Genomic DNA, 23260 nt, shown 5'->3' with positions numbered 1-23260 from the left:
AGGGTTCAAGGCACAAGGTAGCCTTTGACCCCGGTAAAGATGATCTGCGCCGCCAGCGCACATACGAACAACCCCATCAGGCGGCTGACGATCTGCAGGCCCTGGTCGCCGAGAATCCGCTCGATGCGGTTCGACAGGTAAAGCACCACTCCAACCGTGAAACTGGCGAGGGCGATACTCATGATCGCGATCAGCTTGTCATCCCAGTGCGGCTGGCTGACGCCCATCACCAGCAATGCACCGATGGTGCCGGGGCCGACGGTCAATGGAATGGTCAGCGGAACAATCGTTACATCCTGCTGCACGTTGTCGGTCTGCACGGCCGACTTGCCCTGCGCCATGCCCAGCGCCGAGATGAACAGCACGCTGCCGGCACCGATGCGGAACGCATCCACGGTGATGCCAAACACGTCGAAGATCACCCGTCCGAACAGATACAGCAACACGCTCGACACCAGGGTGGCGATCGCTACTTTCCAGGCCAGGCGCCGTTGTTCCTTGCGCGAATACCCCCGGGTCAGGCTGATGAAGCAGGACAACACGAAGAACGGGCTGTAGAGCACCAGCATCTTCAGGTAAACGCTGAACAACACATGGAGCATGATTGAAACTCGCGCCGACGAAAGTTGAACGGAGTCTATCAGGCGCCGCACGGTCTGTCGGCAAGATCGCTGTGGGTGATCGATTGGTAGTGGTGAAGTTGCTGTTTGTTGTTTTCGTGCAAGTATTGTTGTGACTGTTTGTTGTTATCTATTGGTAATGGTTGTTGGCTTGTTAGTTGGTTTTCCGCTGTGTAGTTTTGTTTTGCGAACTCAGGAAGGGTTCGTTGAAAAAAAACAAACTAAGGAAATTGCTCATGGAAAAAAATACTGTTGTTACTCTCGCCGATCGCCTGGAGCGTCTGAGTGCTTATGATGTAACGCCTGAAAAGATCATTATCAATTCGCGCAGTGCTTCCGGCGTGATGGCTTTCGATATTGAAGAACCGAGTCGGGCTTCGATTGTGGGCGATGCGATTCTTTCTTTTGTTTCGGGCATGTCCGATCAGAACCGTGCCGATGTACTCAATACTTATCTTTTTGCATCGTTGGCGGCGAACAAGAAGTACCCCGCCGATAATCAGGGTAAGGAGTGGTATCAAATCTTCCTCCAGGTCATGCAGGACGCTGGCTGGATCGTCCTGAAGCGTTATTACGACTCGACCTCCGCCTCCGGTAAAAGCTTCACGATGGACCAGTTGGCCCTGACGATCCTGAGCTCGGCAGTCGCTGCGGCAGCGGTTCCGGGGCCGACTTCGGCACTGTTGCTGAAAGTGGCTGCCGATGCGATGGCCTCGCTGCAGAACTCGGATAAACCGTTGAAAGTATTCGATCAGAACATTAAGGAAAAAGGCACCGGGGGTTTTGCCGTGGGTTCTTGCCTTGAAACTCCAGGCCAGGAAGTTATTTTGACATTGGGTGCTGTTCGTTATATCAATCGAGCCAATCAGACCAAAGTGCTGTTCGTTAATTGGGATAGCAGTTCCGTGGATCTGTATCGCGGCGAATCGCATATGACCATGGTGCCGTCCATCATTGAAAAGACTCGCGCCATTATTGCTGGAAAGTTGGGCGATCGTGCGGTCAGGCAAATCAGTGAGTGGGAAATCTGACTTAATAAAAGTAGATGGCGGTGCGATACGCCGTCATCTATCCCCTGTGCTGGAGGTATGGATGAATATGCAATACTCGGTTTATGCCAATGCAGGAGCATTGGTTTTGCTACCTTCAGGAATGTCTGCCCAGGAACAGCAAGATGTTCAGCACTCCGTCTTGTTTGCACAATTGGCAGCCACCCGGAAATGGCTTCAATCCGGCCAGGTCGAATGGTATTCAATCTGGCAGCAAGTTTTGAAAGACAGTTGGTTGCAACGGAAAGTGGCATGGGACACCTTCACCCCGCCACTGGACGCCATGGCGTCGGCCATGGACTGGATGACCCTGCTGCTGGAGAAGTCGCTCGATGATGTCGATGCCCGTGAATGGCTGCCGGTACTGCAAGACATTGCCGGGTTGCCGGCGGCAGATCCACTGATCGGGTTTCTTCGGGAGAGGATCCAGCAACCTGTACTGGCACCGGAGGACAAGGCCGGGCCGGTTGACCTGCTTCGTTTTCTGGTCGTCGTTGCGCAACCGGGCCCTCGTCTGAGTGCGGTGTATATCACCCTGAAGTCTTCAGAGGGCGGTACAGTCAATCCGTTTTCCAGGGTCTTCACATCGGCCGATGTGCAGGGTGTCGTCGAACAAAAGTTTTTCCAGGCGGATATGTCTGCCGTACTGCAGGAGCCGATCCGAGGCGTGCTGGAAAAGCGCCTGGAACCGTTCGCTGAGCTGATCCGGCAAATGCCCGGGAAGCCAGAGGTAGAGGTTGGCGTCCAACGCTGATCAAGACGTCCGTGCGGTGCTGCGGTTTTGCTGGTCACGCTGGGCCACCCAGTGCTCGATCAGCTCGCGCAGTTGCGACAGCTCCACCGGTTTGGCCATGTGCCCGTCCATGCCGGCCTGGCGCGCACGCTCCTTGTGTTCGGCGAGGATGTGCGCGGTCAGTGCGACGATCGGCGTACGGATGCGCTGATTGCCGACTTCCCAGGCCCGCAGTTGCTGGGTGGCGGAGAAGCCATCGAGGATCGGCATTTCGCAGTCCATCAACACCAGGTCGTAGCGCTGGGCTTTCATGGCCTGCAAGGCTTCTTCGCCATTGCTGGCGGTGTCCGGTTGCAGATTGAGCTTGCCGAGCATGCCACGGATCACTTTGGTGGAAATCGTGTTGTCTTCGGCGACAAGAATGCGGAAATCGCTCGGGACCTTGACTGCCGTGGCCGGGCCGGTTGCTTGAGGCTGGAACACCGCCTGGCCACGGTTGCGCTGGTTCAGTTCGTCGGCCAGCGTAGTCTTGAGGGTATAGCCGGCCACCGGTTTGGCCAGGATGCGTTTGATCCCCGAATTTCGCGCGATGATCTTGCTCGGCGCATTGCTGATGCCGGTGAGCATGATCAGCAGGATGTCGTGGTTCAGGCTTGGGTCTTCCTTGATCTTGGCCGCCAGTTGCATGCCGGTCATGCCGGGCATGTTCTGGTCCAGCAAGACCACGTCGAAGTAATCACGCAAATGCGCCTTGGTGCGCAACAGGGCCAGCGCTTCCTTGCCTGACGGTACCGCGCTGACGTTCAGGCCCCAGGCGCTGCACTGTTGCACCAGCACTTTGCGGCAGGTGTCGTTGTCGTCGACCACCAGTACCCGCGCGCCTTGCAGCGGACTGTCGAGATCGGAGGTCGGATGCTCCAGACGATCGGGGTCCAGCGGCAGGGTCAGCCACAGCGTGCTGCCCTGGCTGGCGCCGCTCTTGATGCCGAACTCGCCCTGCATCAGGCGAATCAGTTGCCGTGCGATCACCAGCCCGAGATTGCCGCCCAGCCGGTTGGCCGACAGGAAGTGCTTGCTGTGCAGCTCGGCGTGCATCAACGCATCACGCTCTTCCTGGTCCATCGGCTGACCGCTGTCCTGCACGGCAATACGCAGGCGCGGTTTGGTGCTGCGCTCATCGAGGGCAACCACCACCAGCACTTCGCCTTCTTCGGTTTTCTTCAGGGCGTTTTCCAGCAGGCTCAGCAGCGTCTGGCGCAGACGCGTCGGGTCGCCGCTGATGACCCGTGGCACCTGCGGCTGGATGAAGCTGATCAGTTCGACGTTCTGCTGTTCGGCCTTGGCGCGGTAGATGCTCAGGCAATCGTCGATCAGGGCGTTGAGGTCGAACTGCACGTCGTCCAGCTCGATCTGCCCGGATTCGAGGCGGGAGATGTCGAGGATCTCGTTGATCAGGGTCAGCAGTTCGTTGCCGGCGCTGTGGATGGTCTGCACATAGTCGCGTTGCTTGACCGACAACGGCGTGCCGAGCAGCAATTCGGTCATGCCCAGCACACCGTTCATCGGCGTGCGGATCTCGTGGCTGATCTTGGCGAGGAATTCGGCCTTGGCATTGATCTCGGCGTTGCTCGCGGCGAGGTCGCGGCTGATGCTGAAGCGGCTTTCGGTGATGCTGCGCTGGCGCTCGCCGAGGGCAATGCTCATCAGTAGGCCACTGATGCAGATGAAGCCCATCAGGGTCATGATCAGGCCTTGCGGCGCCACCAGGGTCAGCCCCAGCAAGGCCGGGAGGATGATCAGCGTGCCGATGTTGAACACCACCATCGCGGCGACGAACAAGCGGGCAGGGCGGTAGCCTTTCTGCCAGTGATAGAACGCCACCAGCAACATGCTCAGCCCGGCCAGGGCCACCAGCGCGTAAGTGATGATGTTCAGCGGCAGGGTGTTGACGAACAACAGCAGCAGGCTGCAGATCACGATGAACAGGATGTCGCCCAGCAGCAGTTTGTTCAGCGGGTGCGGGCCAAGCGGGGCGAAGAAGCGGTAGGCGAACATCAGGCCGGCCGGCGCGGTCAGCAGCAGGGCCAGATAGGCGCCGGGAGTCTGGATCGCGTGCCAGTTCGGCAGCCATGGGCCAGCCAGGTTGAGCAGCAGCAACAGGCTCAGGCTCAGCAGCGCTTCACAGACTGCCAGCCACAGGCTGCTGCGCGAGCGGGTGTAGGCGTAGCGGATCAGGTTGTGCAGGATCAGCATCGCCAGGCAGCCGAACAGCAAGCCGTAGATCAGCGTCTGATTATGGTTGGCCGCGCCCATCACCGCCGATTGCAGGGTGATGTACGGGCGTAACTGGTGGTCGGAGACCATTCGCAGGTAGATGTCGAGGGACTTGTCGCTTTGCGGCAGCGGCAGCAGAAAGTCGCTGCTCGGCAGGGGGCGCTCGGCCTGGGCCTGGACGGTGCCGGTTTCCCGTTGCTCGATCAGTCTGTCGCCATCGAGCACGTACAGATTGAGGTGCGACAGGTCGGGAGCGAAGATGCGCAGCACTTGTTCGTGCTTGCCGGGCGCCAGTCTGAAGCGCAGCCATAACGCGCCATCGGGTTCGGCCGCGGTGAGGCGGTCAAGCTCGATAGGGCTGAATTGATTGGTGTAGCGGGCGGAGCGGATGTCGCTCAGCTGGAGGTTGCCCTGATCGTCGAGCAATACCGACCAGCCACTGCCTTGCGCGGCCTGGGCCGGGAGCATGCAGAGCAAGGTCAACAGTGTGACGGTGAAGCCTATGGCAATCCTGAGCCAGCGCACGGCGAAATCCCTTCGTAGGTTGATGCCAGAATATAACGATGCGCAGCGTCGGAACAGTCCGGCAAGGACCAAGGGCCCTTGCCGGAAACACAGCGTAGCTTATTACCGGGTTTCGCCGCGTTCACGGGCAATGGCGCGGTAGCCAATGTCGGTGCGGTAGAAGCAGCCTTCCCAGTCGATGGCCTTGGCCAGTTTGTAGGCCTGCTCCTGGGCAGCACCCACGCTGGCGCCCATGGCAGTAGCGCACAGCACCCGACCACCGGCCGTCACGACGTTACCGTCCTTGAGCGCGGTGCCGGCGTGGAAGACCTTGCCTTCCAGGCTCGCTGCCGCGTCCAGACCGTTGATCGTCGCGCCCTTGGCGTAGTCGCCCGGGTAACCGCCAGCGGCCAGCACAATGCCGACGCTCGGACGTGGATCCCACTGCGCTTCGACTTTATCCAGGGCCTGGGCCAGTGCCGCTTCGACCAGTAACACCAGGCTCGACTGCAGACGCAGCATCACCGGCTGGGTTTCCGGATCGCCGAAACGGCAGTTGAACTCGATGACCTTCGGATTGCCGGCCTTGTCGATCATCAGACCGGCGTACAGGAAACCGGTGTAGACGTTGCCTTCCTCGGCCATGCCGCGCACGGTCGGCCAGATCACCAGATCCATCACGCGCTGGTGCACGTCGGCGGTGACCACCGGGGCAGGGGAGTAGGCACCCATGCCGCCGGTGTTCGGGCCGCTGTCGCCGTCGCCGACGCGTTTGTGGTCCTGGCTGGTGGCCATCGGCAGGACGTTCTTGCCGTCGACCATGACGATGAAGCTGGCTTCTTCGCCGTCGAGGAACTCTTCGATCACGACGCGCGAACCAGCGTCGCCGAAGGCGTTGCCGGCGAGCATGTCGCGCACGGCGTCTTCGGCTTCGGCCAGGGTCATGGCGACGATCACGCCTTTACCGGCGGCCAGGCCGTCGGCCTTGATCACGATCGGCGCGCCTTTTTCACGCAGGTAAGCCAGGGCAGGCTCGATCTCGGTGAAGTTCTGGTAGTCGGCGGTCGGGATCTTGTGGCGTGCCAGGAAATCCTTGGTGAAGGCTTTCGAGCCTTCCAGCTGCGCAGCACCGGCGGTCGGGCCGAAGCAGTCCAGGCCACGGGAGCGGAACAGATCGACGACGCCGGCAACCAGCGGCACTTCCGGACCGACGATGGTCAGGGAAACGTTCTTCTCGGCGAAGTCGGCCAGTTGCTCGAGGGCCAGTACGTCGATGGCGACGTTTTCGCACTTGGCTTCAATCGCGGTGCCGGCGTTGCCCGGTGCGACGAAAACCTTCTGCACACGCGGATCCTGAGCCACTTTCCAGGCCAGGGCGTGTTCGCGGCCACCGCTGCCAATGATCAAAACATTCATTTCAAAAACCTCGGATGACGCTAATTCTGTTTTGGAACCTGAAGCGCTTCACGCTCCAGGAGGTCGCAATGAAGCCGGTAGATGCAAGGCGGAGTCGACCTCGGTGAGCGGAGTTGCCTTTTGGCAATGAGCATCATCGAGGTCGGCTCCAACGCAGCAGATGCCGGCTTCAGTGCGGCCGTTGTCTGATTAGTGACGGAAGTGGCGCATGCCAGTGAACACCATCGCGATACCGGCTTCGTCAGCAGCAGCAATCACTTCAGCATCGCGCATCGAACCGCCTGGCTGGATCACTGCAGTGATACCCACCTTGGCCGCATTGTCCAGACCGTCGCGGAACGGGAAGAACGCATCGGATGCCATCACCGAACCGGCGACTTGCAGACCGGCGTGTTCAGCCTTGATCGCGGCAATACGTGCCGAGTTCACGCGGCTCATCTGGCCGGCGCCGACACCGATGGTCTGACGGTTCTTGGCGTAGACGATGGCGTTGGATTTAACGTACTTGGCCACTTTCCAGGCGAAGATCAGGTCGTGGATTTCCTGTTCGGTCGGTGCGCGCTTGGTCACCACTTTCAGGTCGTCGGCGCCGATCATGCCGATGTCACGGCTCTGAACCAGCAGGCCGCCGTTGACGCGCTTGTAGTCCCAGGCAGCAGCGCGGTCAGCCGACCAGTCGCCGCAGGCCAGCAGGCGCACATTGGCCTTGGCAGCAACGATGGCGCGGGCTTCTTCGCTGACGCTCGGGGCGATGATCACTTCAACGAACTGACGCTCGACGATCGCCTTGGCGGTCTCGGCATCCAGTTCACGGTTGAAGGCGATGATGCCGCCGAACGCCGACTCGGTGTCGGTGGCGTAGGCCAGTTCGTAGGCCTGACGGATGCCGCCTTCGGCGTCCGGGCTCACGGCCACGCCGCACGGGTTGGCGTGCTTGACGATCACGCAGGCTGGTTTGACGAAGCTCTTCACGCACTCCAGCGCGGCGTCGGTGTCGGCCACGTTGTTGTACGACAGCTCTTTGCCTTGCAGCTGGGTGGCGGTAGCGATGCCGACTTCGGCCGGCTTGGCTTCCACGTAGAACGCCGCGCTCTGGTGCGGGTTCTCGCCGTAGCGCATTTCCTGGGCCTTGATGAACTGGCTGTTGAAGGTGCGCGGGAATTCGCTGCGACCTTCGGTGCTCAGGGTCTCGGCAGCCTGGTTCACGGTGCCCATGTAGTTGGCGATCATGCCGTCGTAGGCGGCGGTGTGTTCGAACGCCTTGAGCATCAGGTCGAAACGCTGAGCGTAGGTCAGGCCGCCGGCCTTGAGGTTTTCCAGGACGTTGGCGTAATCGCTGGCATTCACCACGATGGCCACGTCTTTATGGTTTTTCGCGGCCGAACGGACCATGGTCGGGCCGCCGATGTCGATGTTTTCGATGGCGGTCGGCAGGTCGCAGCCTGGTTTGCTGATGGTGGCTTCGAACGGGTACAGGTTGACGGCTACCAGATCGATCGGCTTGATGCCGTGCTCGTTCATGATCGCGTCATCGATACCGCGACGACCGAGGATCCCGCCGTGGATTTTCGGGTGCAGGGTTTTCACCCGCCCGTCCATCATCTCTGCGAAACCGGTGTAATCCGCGACTTCCACTGCGGCCACGCCGTTGTCCTGCAGCAGTTTGAAGGTCCCGCCGGTGGAAAGGATTTCCACGCCCAGGGCTTCCAGCTCCCTGGCGAATTCGAGGATCCCGGTCTTGTCGGAAACACTGATCAAGGCGCGGCGGATCGGCAGGCGGGTAGTCTGGTCGGTCATCTCAATTTCCATCAAAAGCAAGGGAAGTCAGCAAAAAAGGCGACCGGTTTTACGCGGGCGCCTTTCTGGTTTGATTGAATGCTTACAGCAGATCGTACTGCTTGAGTTTCTTGCGCAGCGTGCCGCGGTTGAGTCCGAGCAGCTCGCTGGCTTTGGTCTGGTTGCCCTTGACGTAGTTCATCACGCTTTCGAGCAGGGGAGCCTCGACTTCGGAGAGCACCAGGTTGTACACGTCCGTGACGGCTGCGCCCTCAAGGTGGGCGAAATAATTGTGCAGCGCCTTCTCGACACTCCCGCGAAGGGTCTGGCCTTCTTCGCTCGGTGTATTGAGGTGCTGTTTCAAATTCACGTTGTCGCTCACGGGTGTTGTTCCACTCACTAAAGTCTCGGTCATCATCGTCATGCGGCCACCCCTTCTCCGTCCCCTGTCAGGCTCTTGTAACGTTCGGCGAAGAACTCCCGAACGTTGGCGCATTGTGTTTCCGTACCATCCAAACGATTGAAACGGGCGCGAAACTCCTTGGCGCCCGGCAAGGTTGCGAGATACCAGCCCACATGCTTTCGGGCAATGCGTACACCCATCACGTCCCCATAAAAGGCGTGGAGGGCGGCCAGATGCTCAAGCAGAATGCGTTCCACCTCGATCAGCTCCGGCGCCGGCAGTTTTTCGCCGGTACGCAGGAAGTGTTCGATCTCACGAAAAATCCATGGCCGCCCCTGGGCGGCCCGGCCGATCAACAGGCCATCGGCACCGGTCGCGTCGAGCACGTAGCGGGCCTTTTCCGGCGATACGATGTCGCCGTTGGCAAAGACCGGAATCGACACCGCCTGCTTGATCGCGGCAATGGTGTCGTACTCGGCTTCGCCGGTGTACAGGTCGGCGCGGGTGCGGCCATGCACCGCCAGCGCCGTGATCCCGGCCTGCTCGGCGATCTTCGCCACGGTCAGGCCGTTCTTGTTGTCGCGATCCCATCCGGTGCGGATCTTCAGGGTCACCGGCACATCAACCGCAGCCACCACGGCGTGCAGGATCTCGGTAACCAGTGCTTCATCCTTCAACAACGCGGAGCCGGCAGCCTTGTTGCAGACTTTTTTTGCCGGGCAACCCATGTTGATATCGATAATCTGTGCACCCAGTTCGACGTTGGCCCGGGCCGCATCCGCCAGCATCTGCGCGTCGCCACCGGCAATCTGTACCGAGCGTGGCTCGGGATCGCCTTCGTGGATCATGCGCATGCGCGACTTGCGGGTATTCCACAGGCTCATGTCACTGGTGACCATTTCCGAGACTACAAGCCCTGCGCCCAATCGCTTGCACAACTGACGAAAGGGCTGGTCGGTGACACCCGCCATGGGGGCGAGGATCAAGCCGTTCTGCAATGTATATGGGCCGATGCGTACCGCCGACATAGGACTTCCCTGAAGTGGGGCCGGATCATGAGAGTTCGAAAAAGGGTTGGCATGATACCCGCTCTCGATGACTGGATAAAGGCTGAATTGAACAAAATCTGAACAGTTATTCTGTTATTACCGCCGGTTTGGTCGGTCGATGCCCAGTCAGAAAACTGCCGTCAAACCCGGAGCGGTGAAGCGTTTCACTCGGGCGAGTGGAAACTCAGGCTGTAGTTCACCGCTTTCGGCCCCGGGTCGAGGATGTCGAGGGCGATGTGGATCGGCGTCTGCGGCGGCATCTCCGCCATGCCTTCAAGGTCGCCGTTGAGGTATTCGCCGGGTTTGAAGCGGCGGCTGGCGATCAGGTGGCCGTTGAGGTCGGCGAAGCGCAACTCCAGCAGCGGAAACGGTTGCGAGAAGGGCGCGCGGTTATAGATGATCGCGTCCACCACCAGCGCTCCGCTGAACTCCGGATGGCTGCGCACTACCAGGTTGCTGCTCTTGATCTTGGCGATATCGACCTTGGACGGCACCGTGCAGCCGATCTGCGGGCACAGTTGCTGGAACCACGGGCGGTATTGATCCTGGCGAGCCAGCTCATCGAAATGATAGGCGATGTACTGACCGGCGAGGGCGCCGGCGGCCAACAGAATCAGCAACAGCCAGAGCAGGCGTCGGCCCCAGGGCGAACGGCGTTTCTGCCAGTCCAGTTGCAGCGGATCGTCGGTCAGGTCCTGCAGCACTTCGGCACGTACGCCGGGCTCGCTGCGTTCGCGCTTTTTGCGCGGCGGCTCGACCGCCGGCAGATCGTCGTCCACTTCGTCACTGGCCGACAGGCGTTCGTGGCGCGCGGAATGATCGATCGGGTCGTGCAGGCGCAGTTGCGGGATGGGCGGCTCGTCATCGAGGTCCACCGGCTCCAGTGACAACGAAGGTTCGGTGCGTTCCTGCTTCACCGGTTCGAGGTCGACGGCTTCGGTTTCATGCTCGGGTTCGCTGATCCGTTCGTCCGCCGGTTCGCTGAACAGGCTGTCCGACCACGGCTCGTCTTCCGGCTCATGGCTGTCGCGTCGAGCGCTGAGAGACTCTTCGCGCGGGCGGCCGAATTCGGTGGTCGGCTGGATTTCCCGCTGCTCGAGGCGGGCCAGTTCCTGATCCAGGTCCAGGCTGTCCAGATCCAGCTCGGCGGCGCTCCACTGCTTCTGGCTGATGGTGCGCGGCTCAGGCGGTTCGATTGGCTCGGGTGGTCTGACGACGACCGGTGCTTCGGTGACCGGTGCCGGTTCGACGATGGCTGGCGCTACCGGCGTGACTGCTTCCTTGCCTGCGCGTTGTTCGAGCAACTGCTTGGCTGCGTTGAACACTTGCAGGCAGGAGCCGCAACGAACCACCCCGCGGGCCACGCTCAATTGAGTGTGGCTGACGCGGAAACTGGTTTGGCAATGCGGGCACTGGGTGACGAAGCTGTCGGTCATGCGGCGATCCGGATTGAGCAGGCGGTCATTCTAGCGCCGACGGCCGGTGATGCGCACCCAGCCATCACGATTGGCGATCGGGTCGAGATCGAAGTCCTGCGCGTAGGCAGCGGCGACTTCTTCACCTTGTTCGGCGAGGATCCCGGACAGTGCGAGACGCCCGCCGGACTTGACCAGGCCGGACAGTTGCGGCGCCAGGGAAACCAGCGGACCGGCCAGAATATTGGCCACCAGCACGTCAGCTTTGACCTGCGGCAGATCCTCCGGCAGATACAGCGGGAACAGCTCGTCGGCAATGCCGTTGCGACCGGCGTTGTCGCGGGACGCTTCCAGCGCCTGCACGTCGATATCGGTGCCGACGGCTTCCTTGGCGCCGAGCAGCAGGGCGGCGATGGCCAGAATCCCCGAGCCGCAACCGAAGTCCAGCACGTTGCAGTCTTTCAGGTCCTGACCGTCCAGCCATTCCAGGCACAGGGCCGTGGTCGGGTGGGTGCCGGTGCCGAATGCCAGGCCCGGATCCAGCAGCAGGTTGACTGCGTCAGGTTGTGGCGCGGCGTGCCAGCTCGGCACGATCCACAGACGCTGACCGAATTGCATTGGCTGGAAACCGTCCATCCAGCTGCGTTCCCAGTCCTGGTCTTCGATCACTTCGCTGTGATGCTCGGGCAGCGGGCTGCCGGTCAGCAGTTCCAGATGGGCCAGTACCGGCGCCGCTTCGGTGCCGCCCTCGAACAGGGCCAGCAAGTGGGTGTGCGCCCACAGCGGGGTGGTATTGAGTTCCGGTTCGAAGATCGGCTGATCTTCGGCGTCCATGAAGGTCACCGAAACGGCGCCCACTTCAAGGAAAGCGTCTTCGTAGGTTTCGGCTTGTTCTGGGCTGATGGCGAGACGGACTTGCAGCCAAGGCATGGCGGGCACCTGTGAAAAAGATTGATTGCAGCCTAGCGGCCTGCGAGAAGCGCGCAAGTTTACGCGAGCGCGACGGTTTTGTGGGAGCGGGTAATGTGTGAGCAGATGAAACCTTCGGAAACAACAAAGCCGCCCGAAGGCGGCTTTGTCAGGTGCGGGCTGAAGTTTAGTGCTTCTCGCCAGCCAGCTTGTGCTCGAGGTAGTGAATGTTCACGCCCCCTTTGCAGAAGCCTTCGTCGCGGGTCAGGTCACGGTGCAGCGGGATGTTGGTCTTGATCCCGTCAACCACGATTTCGTCCAGGGCATTGCGCATGCGTGCCATGGCTTCGTCGCGGGTGGCGCCGTAAGTGATCAGCTTGCCGATCAGCGAGTCGTAGTTCGGCGGAACTGCATAACCGCTGTACAGGTGCGAATCGACGCGAACGCCGTTGCCGCCTGGAGCGTGGAAATGCTTGACCGTGCCCGGGCTCGGCATGAAGGTTTTCGGGTCTTCAGCGTTGATCCGGCATTCCAGCGAGTGACCGCGGATGACCACGTCATCCTGAGTGAACGACAGCTTGTTGCCAGCGGCGATGCTGAGCATCTCCTTGACGATGTCGATACCGGTGACCATTTCCGAAACCGGGTGCTCCACCTGAACACGGGTGTTCATTTCGATGAAGTAGAAACGACCGTTCTCGTACAGGAACTCGAAGGTGCCGGCGCCACGGTAGCCGATGTCGACGCACGCCTTGACGCAGCGAGCGAGGACTTCCTTGCGGGCCTGCTCGTCGATGCCCGGTGCCGGCGCTTCTTCGAGGACCTTCTGGTGACGGCGCTGCAGCGAGCAGTCACGGTCGCCCAGGTGGATGGCGTTACCCTGGCCGTCGGACAGAACCTGTACTTCGACGTGACGCGGGTTGGTCAGGAATTTTTCCAGATAGACCATCGGGTTGCCGAACGCCGCGCCAGCTTCGGTGCGGGTCAGCTTGGCGAAGGCGATCAGGTCTTCTTCCTTGTGCACCACGCGCATGCCGCGACCACCGCCGCCGCCAGCGGCTTTGATGATCACCGGGTAGCCGACTTCACGACCGATGCGCAGCGCCGTTTCTTCGTCTTCCGGCAGTGGGCCGTCGGAGCCTGGAACGGTTGGAACGCCCGCTTCGATCATCGCGTGCTTGGCCGATACCTTGTCGCCCATCAGGCGAATGGTGTCGGCTTTCGGGCCGATGAAAGCGAAACCGGAGTTCTCGACCTGCTCGGCAAAGTCGGCGTTTTCCGCGAGGAAACCGTAGCCTGGGTGAATGGCAGTAGCGCCAGTCACTTCAGCGGCCGCGATGATTGCCGGGATGTGCAGGTAAGAGTGCGCGGCAGAAGCCGGGCCGATGCAGACGGATTCGTCTGCCAGACCCAGGTGCATCAGCTCTTTGTCGGCCTTGGAGTAAACGGCGACGGTCTTGATGCCCATCTCTTTGCAGGCACGCAGAATCCGCAGGGCGATCTCACCGCGGTTAGCGATCAGAACTTTTTCCAACTTCGCAGTCATCAAAGGCTCTCCGCAGTTCAAACGATGGTGAACAGCGGTTGGTCGTACTCAACCGGCTGGCCGTCTTCGACGAGGATGGACTCGATCACACCGCTGGTTTCAGCTTCGATGTGGTTCATCATCTTCATGGCTTCAACGATGCACAGGGTGTCGCCTTTCTTCACGGTCTGGCCGACTTCAACGAAGGACGGCGAGGTTGGCGAAGATTTGCGATAGAAGGTGCCGACCATCGGCGAACGGGCAACGGTGCCGTTCAGCGCTGGAGCAGCAGCGGCAGCTGGAGCGGCGGCAGCGACTGGAGCGGCAGCGGCAACAGGTGCAGCGGCCGGAGCCTGCATCGGAGCCGGTGCGTAGTACTGCTGCGCCGGGGTCTTGCTGTGGCGGCTGATGCGTACGGACTCTTCGCCTTCCTTGATCTCGAGCTCGTCGATGCCGGACTCTTCCAGCAATTCGATCAGTTTCTTAACTTTACGGATATCCATGAATCATCAACTCCCAAGGGTCGGTCAGGGGCGTATAGCTTGTTGTTCAAGCTGCTCTAGTGCAGCCTCCAGGGCCAGTCGATAACCGCTGGCGCCAAGGCCGCAGATCACTCCCACCGCTACGTCGGAGAAGTAAGAGTGATGGCGGAAAGGTTCGCGTTTGTGCACGTTGGACAAATGCACTTCGATGAATGGGATGCTCACCGCCAGCAGCGCGTCACGTAATGCGACACTTGTGTGTGTAAAAGCTGCTGGGTTGATCAGAATGAAGTCCACACCTTCGCCGCGTGCGGCGTGGATGCGGTCGATCAATTCGTACTCGGCGTTGCTTTGCAGGTACAGCAGGTGATGGCCGGCTTCACGGGCGCGGCGTTCCAGGTCCTGATTGATCTGCGCCAGGGTCGTCGACCCGTAGGTCCCGGGTTCGCGGGTGCCGAGCAGGTTCAGGTTGGGGCCGTGCAGCACCAGTAGCGTTGCCATCTGCGTGTTCCTTGTTATGGGTGAGCCTTCGTCAGAACCCGGCGACTATGCCGCAAAGACTTTGTGACTGTCCAGTTCTCTGCAATAGCCAGCACGATCTCCGATGTTTGCGCGAAATATGTGACTGAGTGATCAGATCCGGTCATTCGCACCGCCAAACCCCGCAGAGTTGCGATCAGACGCGGAAAGCCTGAACCGCTGTATGCAGTTGCCCACCCAATACCAGCAGATTCTCCCCCTGTTCGCGTCCTTCGCCGATGCGCAGCAAGTTATCCCCACCCAATTGGTGAATCCGTTCGCTGTGATCGCGGATTTCGCTGACCGCGCCACTTTGCTGCGCGGTGACATCGGCGATGCGCACAGCCGTGTCGGAAATGGTCTGGATTGCGCCGACGATCTTGTCCAGCGCGCCGTCCGCCGATTGCGCCTGATTGGCTGTGGCTTCGGCGTGTTCAACCTGAGCGCGCATGCCTTCGACCGATTGTCGGGCCGCAGTTTGCAGGCCGGCGATCAAGGTTTGGATTTCTGCGGTGGCGCCGGCGGTGCGTTGCGCCAGTGAGCGGACTTCCTCGGCCACCACGGCAAAGCCACGGCCCATTTCCCCGGCGCGGGCGGCTTCGATCGCTGCGTTGAGGGCCAGCAGGTTGGTCTGGTCGGCAATCGAGCGAATCACCGTCAGCACGCCGCCGATGGTGGCCGACTCTTCGGCCAGATGCTCGATCATCTGCGCATTGCCTTGCACTTCTTCTACCAGTGCATGCAGGCCGGTGAGGCTCAGGCCGATGACTTTTTGCCCATGCTCGACAGCCTGTCCTGCGTGACGGCTGGCGTCTGCGGCCTGACGCGCATCGCCGGCCACTTGCTGGATGGTCGCTTCCAGTTCGCTCAGGGAGTCGCGGATCAGCGCTGTATCGCCGGCCTGATGCTCCGCGCCGCTGTGCAGGTCATTGCTCAGATCGGCGAGGGTGCGACTGCTGCCCGCCACTTGTTCGGCATTGCCGCGAATCGTCCCGACCAGATCCACCAGATAGGCTCGCAGGCGATTGAGCGAGGCTTCGATGTCGTGCAGTTCGCGGTTGGTCTTGCCCAGATGAATGTCACGGCTGAAGTCACCTTCGGCCCAGGTCGACAGCGCCGGTGCGAGGTTGGTCAGGGTACGGGCCAGGCGTCGCTGCAGGGTGTCGATCAGCAGGGCGATCAACAGGATCAGGCCGATCATCACGCCTTGCATCAGGCGGACTTCGCTCTGAATCTGGCCGTGCTGGGCGCGTACCACCGGCTCCAGACCGGAGATGGCTTGTTGAACGGCGGCGATTTTCTGGTGGGTGGCGGTGCTGAGCTCGGTGCGTTTCTGGATCTGGTCGCGAGTACGGGCCAGTTCTGCAGGGTAACGGCCGAGCAAACTGTTGAGTTCGCGTTTGAGGCCGACGCCGGCATCTTCGGCGACCGCTTTTTCAGTGCTTTCAATGCCCATCATCGAGGCGAAATCGTCGCTGCCGGATTCACTGCGGGTGACCACACCGAGCAGGGGCAGGGCATCGATTGCCTGGGCCTGGGTGCGGATGTTGGTGACTTCGCGTTCGACATCGGCAGCCAGTTCGCTGCGCCCGCTGCTGACCAGTTTGTCCCGGGCCAGCGACAACTTGCCCAGATGTTGAGAGGCCGCGAGCAGCGGCGTCAGGTAAGTCGAGTTGCCGCCGGCATAGGTGCTGAGTTGATCGAGGCTGGCGCTCAGTTCGCGCTCGGCCTGCAACAGCAAGGCTTGCGGATCGCCGGCCAGTTTGCCGGCGGCGAGCAGGTCGGTCTTGCTGAATTCGTCGAGGCTAGACAGGCTCGGGCGCAGGGTATCGGCTAATGCCGGCGGCAGTTCGCCGAGCTCTTTCTGCAGGCTGTCGATGGCCTGGCTGGCGCTGCTCAGGCGCAGGGCGTCGCCGCTACCGAGGTAGTCCTCGACGTTGCGCGCGACTTCATTCTGAAATTGCTGGGACAGCCCGAGGTAGCGCTCCATCAGCAGATAAGGGCGTTCGAGGGCTTTCTGCGACCACCACAGCGTGGCGCCGAGGGCCACGCAGACGGCGACCAGCAACAGCGTGTTGAGATTGGTGAGCAACTTCAGGCGCATGACGGCTACCAACGGCAGAAATGGTAAGCGCCTGAATTTATTGCGGTTCTGTTACAGGGTTATGACCGAATCAGTGGAATCCGGTGAAAAAGTGGCACTTTGCTTTGAGTCCCGCGCGGTCTGCACCCGATTGCGGCCTTCACCCTTGGCGCGGTACAGCGCCTCGTCGGCCTGGCTCGCCATCATCAGGCTGTCGGAATCGTCGTGCATCTCCACCACCCCGGCGCTGAACGTGCACCACAGATCGTGGGGTTGGGCCGGGTAATGGATTTCGGCGAAGCGCTGGCGAATTTCGTCGAGCACTTTGTGCGCGGCGTCTATATCGGTGTCGGGCATGACGATGGCGAATTCTTCGCCGCCGTAACGGCCGATGAAATCGGTCTTGCGCAGACGCTGCTTGAGGAACAGCGCCAGACTCTTGATCACTCGGTCGCCCATGGGGTGGCCGTGGCTGTCGTTGACCCGTTTGAAGTGGTCGATGTCGAGCATCGCAAAACTCAGCGGCTTGTTTTCGCGGCGGGCGCGGAACGAGCAGTCTTCCAGTAACTGAAGAATGTGCGTGTGGTTGTACAGGCCGGTGAGGCTGTCGCGGACCATTCGCGCCTTGAGATTGCGCGCACGCGCTGCGCGGTTGCGCACCGTGGTGATCAGGTGACGCGGCTTGATCGGTTTGGTCAGGAAGTCGTCGCCACCCTCGCTCATAGCGTCGAGCTGCTTGTCCAGGTCGTCTTCGGCCGACAGGTAAATGATCGGCACGCTGACGTAGCGGTCGTTGTGGCGGATGACCTTGGCCAGTTCGGTGCCGGTGCAGGCCGGCATGTACATGTCGAGGATGATCAGGTCCGGCTGGAAATCCGCCAGCTCGGCCATGGCCTGAATCGGCTCGATCAATGTGCGCGTGACAATCCCGGCGCTGTTGAGCAGGCGCTCGGTGTGCATCGCCTGGGCGCGGGAGTCGTCGATGATCAGCACTTTATAAGGTTCGTACTGGGCGACGCAGGTCAGGACTTCGATTTTTTCCAGCAGACTCGAGGCTTCGAGGGTGCCGGTGAGGAATTCCTGACCACCCGCGCGCACGGCGGCGAGGCGGGTCGGGGTGTCGGTTTCATGCAAGCTGAAGAACAGCAGCGGCAACGGTTCTTCCAGACCTTGCTGGGCCTCGGCGGCGAGTTTCAGGCCGACGCCGGCGCCGCTGAAGTCCACGTCCATGACGATCGCGGCCGGCAGGCGCTCGACCATCGAGGAGCGAAACGCCGACACGCTGTCCAGCGCCTGGGCACTGAGACCAAAAAACTCAAGTTGCTTGGCCAGCCGCTCGGCGCGGTCGTGATCCTGAAGCATCACGTAGATCGGTTTGCGCAGGGGCGGCAGAAAGGTCTGGTCGAGCTGATCGCCATGGCGCAGGCCGGTGCGCGACAAACGCTGCATCAAACGGTTGAGGTCGGTGATCAGGCCACTGCTCAGGCGCCCGCGATTGGCGTCCACCGCTTCCAGCGACTGGCTGATGTGGTGGGCGAGTTGAGTGTGCTCGGGCTGTTCGAAGCGCTCGGCAAAACGCAGCAGGCGCAGGTTGGCCTCGCTCAGTTCGGCGAGGTCGGCAGTGGACCACTCACTGCGTTGCAGGCGCTGCCATATCTCAAGAATCTGACGTGCCTGATGAATTACCCGCTGGGCAAAGTGGTGCTTGAGGCGCTCACGGCTGGGGTCTTCTGGCTCGGTCATATCCTGACTACTAGTTAGGGTGCATGCTGAGATCGACTGGTGGCTCTATGCTAGCACCTCTTTCCGGTTACATGAGTGTCGTACGTCAATAATCTGCGGTGCGTCACCATTCAGTTTCCGACCGGCGGGTTTCAATCCGAACCGGATCGTCGGGAAAGTCCCCGTGAACAGGGCACTTCGTGGCGCATCGAGAACCAGCTTCTGCCGAAAGCGCGAAACGAAAACCTGAGGGTTCACGAATTTTTCCATCGGTATCGACAAGGTTTTCTCAGGGCGACGGGTATCAGGGAATCCCTTAGCGCACGACGGCAGGCCCAAAGAGTCACCCCCTGTCATTATTGACGGGTGCGGGCCAGAGGCACGTTGTTGTATGGTTGCTGTCGAACCGTTGAACCCAAGATTGAAAGGATATCGCCATGCTGGACTGGAAGAATCGCGCGGGCAGCGCGCCCGAACGTGCCGCCGAGCCGAAGTCGGCCGCGCGCAGCTATGTTGGCGGCCTGTTGTTCAGCCGCGCGCTGGCCACGCTGGTCGGTATTTATCTGTTGGTGACCATCGGCCTGGGCTGGTACTGGAGTGAAGAGCCGGCCCTGTTCCCCGTGGCGCAGAACGCACAGCTTGCCGCCGAGAAAGAAGGCAAGCAGATGGTGGTTGGCTACACCACCGTCGAAACCCTGAAGACCGTCGCCGGCACGCTGCTGAACAAGCCGGGCGGCTACATTTCCAACGACCGTTTCCCGCCGGGCCTGTGGATGGACAACATGCCGAGCTGGGAATATGGCGTGCTGGTGCAGGTGCGTGACCTGACCCGTGCCTTGCGCAAGGACTTCGCCCGCTCGCAGTCGCAATCGGCTGAAGACGCCGATCTGGCCAAGGCCGAACCGCGCTTCAACTTTGACAACAAGAGCTGGATCCTGCCGTCCAGCGAGTCGGAATACCAGGAAGGCATCAACTCCCTGAGCCGTTATCAGGCGCGCCTGTCTGACCCGACGCAAAAGAACGCGCTGTTCTACGCTCGCGCCGACAACCTGAACAACTGGCTGGGTGATGTCGGGACTCGTCTCGGTTCGCTGTCGCAACGCCTGTCGGCCAGTGTCGGCCGGGTCAAGCTCAACACCGCGCTGAAAACCGAAGTGCCGGCGGTGGGTGAAGTGCCACAGGTCGACGAGGAAATCGTCGAGACCCCGTGGATGCAGATCGACAACGTGTTCTATGAAGCCCGCGGTCAGGCCTGGGCGCTGTCGCACATGCTGCGTGCCATCGAAGTCGATTTCGCCGACGTGCTGGCGAAGAAGAACGCCACGGTCAGCGTGCGCCAGATCATTCGTGAACTGGAGGCATCCCAGGAGCCGGTGTGGAGCCCGATGATCCTCAACGGCAGCGGCTTCGGGGTGCTGGCCAACCACTCGCTGGTGATGGCCAACTACATTTCCCGGGCCAACGCCGCCGTGATCGATCTTCGTCAACTGCTCAATCAGGGCTGAGTCATGAGCGACAACGCCAGAGAGGCGGCCCACCGGGCGGCCTCGGATGCCGAACAGATCGCTTGGGTCGACGAGCAGGACAACCTGCTCGGCGCCCTGGTGCGCTCCGACTTGCGCGAGCGCGGGCTGATCGGGCGTGGCACCTACATCATGCTGTTCAACTCCGCCGGTGAACTCTGTGTCCACCGGCGGACCCTGAGCAAAGCCATTTATCCCGGCTACTGGGATGTGGCGGCGGGCGGCATGGTGCAGGCGAACGAGTCCTACGCCGAGTCGGCGGCCCGTGAGCTGGAAGAAGAGTTGGGGGTGAGCGGTGTCGAGCTGACGGCCCACGACCATTTCTACTTCGAGGACACCGGCAATCGCCTGTGGTGCTCGGCGTTCTCGGCGGTGTGGGACGGGCCGTTGATCCTGCAGCCGGAAGAAGTGCTCGAAGCGCGCTTCATTCCGGTCGCCCAGGTCATGCTGGAAATCGAGCAAAAGCCTTATTGCCCGGACTCTCTGGCAGCCTTGAAGCGCTATCTGAAGGCTCAACAAAGCAACGTCGCAAAGAACTCATAAAATGGCGCCGATTGGCACTTAGCAATCGGCGTTTTTGCCGTTACACTGCGCGACCTTTTCAAGCTGTGCCGGCCTGCTTTACAGGAGCAACCGGCACAGTAGCGCTGCCCCTGCCTGAGTGGGGCTTCGCGGTCGATAGCCTTGCCCAAGGCTGCGATCAGTCTTTGTCCTCCCAAGAGGATTGCCGGTGGCCAAAAAAGCCGCATCCTTCGCCGCCCTGGGCGGCCTGGTATTTTCCACCGACGCAGGTCGTCATTGCCCGGAATGCAGTAAGCCGGTGGACGCCTGTATCTGCAGACAAACCGTGATCCCGGCCGGCGACGGTATTGCCCGCGTGCGCCGCGAGAGCAAGGGCCGTGGCGGCAAGACGGTGACCACCATCACCGGCGTGCCCCTGGCCGAAGACGCACTCAAGGAGCTGGCGACAACGTTGAAGAAACGTTGCGGCACCGGCGGTGCGTTGAAAGACGGGATCATCGAAATCCAGGGCGATCATGTCGAGCTACTCTTGGCCGAGTTGATCAAGCACGGTTTCAAGGCGAAGAAGTCCGGCGGCTAGCAGCCTCTGTGAAAACCACCAGCGGCTTGATCCGGCTCTGATTGTCATCAGTCCCGGCGTCGTCTCCATGGTTTTCACAGAGCCTGTTCATGACCGGTTTCTAAACTCAACGCTGTCAGCGCGGTCTACCGCCCCGCTGACGAACCGTCATTTTCATTCTTTAGACTGCGCCGGCCTGCAATCAGGCGACGCACTATGACTTCTTTATAGGGGACTTCGATGTCCGTACGACGCACACGCAAAGACGATGGCAGCCAATGGACAGTTGCGGACAGCCGCAGTGTTTACGGGATTCGCCATTGGGGGGCCGGGTATTTCGCGATCAATGACGCCGGTCGCGTCGAAGTTCGTCCGAACGGCCCGAGCAGTTCACCGATCGACCTGTTCGAACAAGTCGACCAGCTGCGCAAGAGCGGTCTGTCCTTGCCGCTGCTGGTGCGTTTCCCCGACATTCTGCAAGACCGCGTCCGTCAGCTGACCGGTGCGTTCGATGCCAACATCGAGCGTCTGGAGTACCAGAGCAAGTACACCGCGCTGTACCCGATCAAGGTCAACCAGCAGGAAGCGGTGATCGAAAACATCATCGCGACCCAGAACGTCTCCATCGGTCTGGAAGCCGGCTCCAAGCCTGAGCTGCTGGCCGTGCTGGCGCTGGCACCGAAGGGCGGCACCATCGTCTGCAACGGTTACAAGGACCGCGAGTTCATTCGTCTGGCGCTGATGGGCCAGAAGCTCGGCCACAACGTGTTCATCGTGATCGAGAAAGAATCCGAAGTCGGTCTGGTGATCGAAGAAGCGGCTTCGCTGAAGGTCAAGCCACAGGTCGGCCTGCGTGTTCGCCTGTCGTCGCTGGCTTCGTCGAAGTGGGCGGACACCGGTGGCGAGAAATCCAAGTTCGGTCTGTCGGCCGCGCAACTGCTGTCCGTGGTCGAGCGATTCCGCGCCGCCGGCCTGGATCAGGGCATCCGCCTGCTGCACTTCCACATGGGTTCGCAGATCGCCAACCTGGCCGACTACCAGCACGGCTTCAAGGAAGCGATCCGTTATTACGGCGAATTGCGCAACCTGGGTCTGCCGGTCGATCACATCGACGTCGGTGGCGGTCTGGGTGTCGACTACGACGGTACCCACTCGCGCAATGCCAGTTCGATCAACTACGACATGGACGACTACGCCGGTGTCGTGGTCGGCATGCTCAAGGAATTCTGCGATGCGCAGAGCCTGCCGCATCCGAACATTTTCTCTGAAAGTGGCCGCTCGCTGACCGCACACCACGCCATGCTGGTGGTGCAAGTCACCGACGTCGAGAAGCACAACGACGACGTGCCGCAGATCGAGAACAAGGAGTCGCTGCCGGAAACCGTGCAATGGCTGGTTGATCTGCTGGGCCCGACCGACATCGAAATGGTCACCGAAACCTACTGGCGCGCCACTCACTACATGAGCGACGTGGCTGCCCAGTACGCCGATGGCAAACTGACCCTGGCCGAGAAAGCCCTGGCCGAACAGTGCTACTTCGCCGTGTGCCGTCGCCTGCACAACTCGTTGAAAGCGCGTCAGCGTTCGCACCGTCAGGTGCTGGACGAGCTCAACGACAAGCTGGCCGACAAGTACATCTGCAACTTCTCGGTGTTCCAGAGCCTGCCGGACACCTGGGCCATCGGCCAGGTGTTGCCGATTCTGCCGCTGCACCGTCTCGACGAAGAGCCGCTGCGTCGTGCTGTCCTGCAAGACCTGACCTGCGACTCCGACGGCAAGATCAAACAATACGTCGACGAGCAGAGCATCGAGACCAGTCTGCCGGTGCACGGGCTGAATGAAGGTGAGGATTACCTGCTGGGTATCTTCCTGGTGGGCGCCTATCAGGAAATTCTCGGCGACATGCACAACCTGTTCGGTGACACCGACTCGGTGAACATCTACCAGAACGCCGACGGCAGCGTGTACCACGCCGGGATCGAAACTCATGACACCATCGAAGACATGCTGCGCTATGTGCACCTGTCGCCGGAAGAGCTGATGACCCACTACCGCGACAAGTGCGCCAGTGCCCGTATCAGCGCTACCGAACGTACCCAGTTCCTCGATGCGCTGCGCCTGGGTCTGACCCGTTCCTCCTACCTGTCTTCCTGACGTCAGGTTCCGAATCCATCAGG

At 60.9% G+C, this 23260-nt stretch carries 19 protein-coding genes; 6 read left to right on the top strand and 13 right to left on the bottom strand.

The genetic code is table 11. From position 1 onward, the window contains the following. Positions 1-5: 5 nt before the first annotated feature. The gene (locus AC1RME_RS10935) at positions 6-602 is read right to left on the bottom strand and encodes a MarC family protein (RefSeq protein WP_096819748.1); all 597 of its coding nucleotides are present in this window, start codon (positions 600-602) and stop codon (positions 6-8) included. A 254-nt stretch (positions 603-856) separates the two neighbouring features. On the opposite strand from AC1RME_RS10935, the gene AC1RME_RS10930 reads away from it, so the two are divergent. Together AC1RME_RS10930 and AC1RME_RS10925 are read left to right on the top strand one after the other, a co-directional pair. Beyond that, positions 857-1651: a hypothetical protein gene (locus AC1RME_RS10930; protein WP_493091193.1), complete on the top strand. Its 795-nt coding sequence runs from the start codon at positions 857-859 to the stop codon at positions 1649-1651. 61 nt (positions 1652-1712) lie between these two features. Beyond that, positions 1713-2423 (top strand): hypothetical protein, encoded by a 711-nt coding sequence (locus AC1RME_RS10925; RefSeq protein WP_493091191.1) that lies wholly within the window; start codon positions 1713-1715, stop codon positions 2421-2423. On the opposite strand, the gene AC1RME_RS10920 is transcribed toward AC1RME_RS10925, so the two are convergent. The 12 genes from AC1RME_RS10920 to gcbA form a co-directional block, all read right to left on the bottom strand. Beyond that, a complete protein-coding gene (locus AC1RME_RS10920; protein ID WP_493071241.1) occupies positions 2424-5201 on the bottom strand; it encodes a hybrid sensor histidine kinase/response regulator in 2778 nt (925 codons plus the stop codon). It abuts the gene before it with no gap. 102 nt (positions 5202-5303) lie between these two features. After that, positions 5304-6596 (bottom strand): phosphoribosylamine--glycine ligase, encoded by a 1293-nt coding sequence (purD, locus tag AC1RME_RS10915; protein WP_096819744.1) that lies wholly within the window; start codon positions 6594-6596, stop codon positions 5304-5306. Between the two features lie 189 nt (positions 6597-6785). Continuing rightward, the gene (gene purH, locus AC1RME_RS10910; RefSeq protein WP_102620083.1) at positions 6786-8393 is read right to left on the bottom strand and encodes a bifunctional phosphoribosylaminoimidazolecarboxamide formyltransferase/IMP cyclohydrolase; all 1608 of its coding nucleotides are present in this window, start codon (positions 8391-8393) and stop codon (positions 6786-6788) included. A gap of 82 nt (positions 8394-8475) precedes the next feature. Continuing rightward, positions 8476-8796 (bottom strand): DNA-binding transcriptional regulator Fis, encoded by a 321-nt coding sequence (fis, locus tag AC1RME_RS10905; protein WP_003186237.1) that lies wholly within the window; start codon positions 8794-8796, stop codon positions 8476-8478. Next, positions 8793-9803 carry a tRNA dihydrouridine synthase DusB gene (dusB, locus tag AC1RME_RS10900; protein ID WP_085732733.1) on the bottom strand — a complete coding sequence of 337 codons (1011 nt, stop codon included), beginning with the start codon at positions 9801-9803 and terminating at the stop codon, positions 8793-8795. The genes fis and dusB overlap by 4 nt, the downstream gene beginning before the upstream one ends. A 185-nt stretch (positions 9804-9988) precedes the next feature. Next, positions 9989-11260, bottom strand: a complete 1272-nt coding sequence (locus tag AC1RME_RS10895; protein ID WP_096819742.1) for a DUF3426 domain-containing protein — start codon at positions 11258-11260, stop codon at positions 9989-9991. 30 nt (positions 11261-11290) lie between these two features. Further along, a complete protein-coding gene (gene prmA, locus AC1RME_RS10890; protein WP_085732735.1) occupies positions 11291-12169 on the bottom strand; it encodes a 50S ribosomal protein L11 methyltransferase in 879 nt (292 codons plus the stop codon). Between the two features lie 166 nt (positions 12170-12335). Continuing rightward, positions 12336-13694, bottom strand: coding sequence for an acetyl-CoA carboxylase biotin carboxylase subunit (gene accC / locus AC1RME_RS10885; RefSeq protein WP_096819741.1), 1359 nt, complete (start codon positions 13692-13694; stop codon positions 12336-12338). Positions 13695-13711: 17 nt separating this feature from the next. After that, positions 13712-14176, bottom strand: a complete 465-nt coding sequence (gene accB, locus AC1RME_RS10880; protein WP_096819740.1) for an acetyl-CoA carboxylase biotin carboxyl carrier protein — start codon at positions 14174-14176, stop codon at positions 13712-13714. A gap of 24 nt (positions 14177-14200) precedes the next feature. Continuing rightward, on the bottom strand, positions 14201-14656 hold the full coding sequence (aroQ, locus tag AC1RME_RS10875) for a type II 3-dehydroquinate dehydratase (RefSeq protein WP_096819739.1): 456 nt from the start codon (positions 14654-14656) through the stop codon (positions 14201-14203). A gap of 175 nt (positions 14657-14831) precedes the next feature. Further along, positions 14832-15380, bottom strand: coding sequence for a methyl-accepting chemotaxis protein (locus AC1RME_RS10870; RefSeq protein WP_371320910.1), 549 nt, complete (start codon positions 15378-15380; stop codon positions 14832-14834). A 1449-nt stretch (positions 15381-16829) separates the two neighbouring features. Further along, a complete protein-coding gene (gcbA, locus tag AC1RME_RS10865; protein WP_102620080.1) occupies positions 16830-18500 on the bottom strand; it encodes a diguanylate cyclase GcbA in 1671 nt (556 codons plus the stop codon). A gap of 416 nt (positions 18501-18916) precedes the next feature. Here gcbA and AC1RME_RS10860 point away from each other — a divergent pair, with 416 nt between their 5' ends. The 4 genes from AC1RME_RS10860 (at position 18917) to speA (ending at position 23237) form a co-directional block, all read left to right on the top strand. Beyond that, positions 18917-19984 carry a DUF2333 family protein gene (locus AC1RME_RS10860; RefSeq protein ID WP_096819736.1) on the top strand — a complete coding sequence of 356 codons (1068 nt, stop codon included), beginning with the start codon at positions 18917-18919 and terminating at the stop codon, positions 19982-19984. 3 nt (positions 19985-19987) lie between these two features. After that, entirely contained in the window at positions 19988-20545 is a 558-nt protein-coding gene (locus AC1RME_RS10855; protein ID WP_102620079.1) for an NUDIX hydrolase, read from the top strand. Positions 20546-20732: 187 nt separating this feature from the next. Then, positions 20733-21104 (top strand): translation initiation factor Sui1, encoded by a 372-nt coding sequence (locus AC1RME_RS10850; protein ID WP_096819734.1) that lies wholly within the window; start codon positions 20733-20735, stop codon positions 21102-21104. 219 nt (positions 21105-21323) lie between these two features. After that, positions 21324-23237, top strand: coding sequence for an arginine decarboxylase (gene speA, locus AC1RME_RS10845; RefSeq protein WP_493071234.1), 1914 nt, complete (start codon positions 21324-21326; stop codon positions 23235-23237). Positions 23238-23260: the final 23 nt, after the last annotated feature.

This window comes from Pseudomonas sp. GW822-FHT03F08 (genome assembly GCF_058801265.1).
The sequence above is the reverse complement of the archived record's forward strand: the minus strand, read 5'-3'. Positions and strand labels throughout refer to the sequence as shown.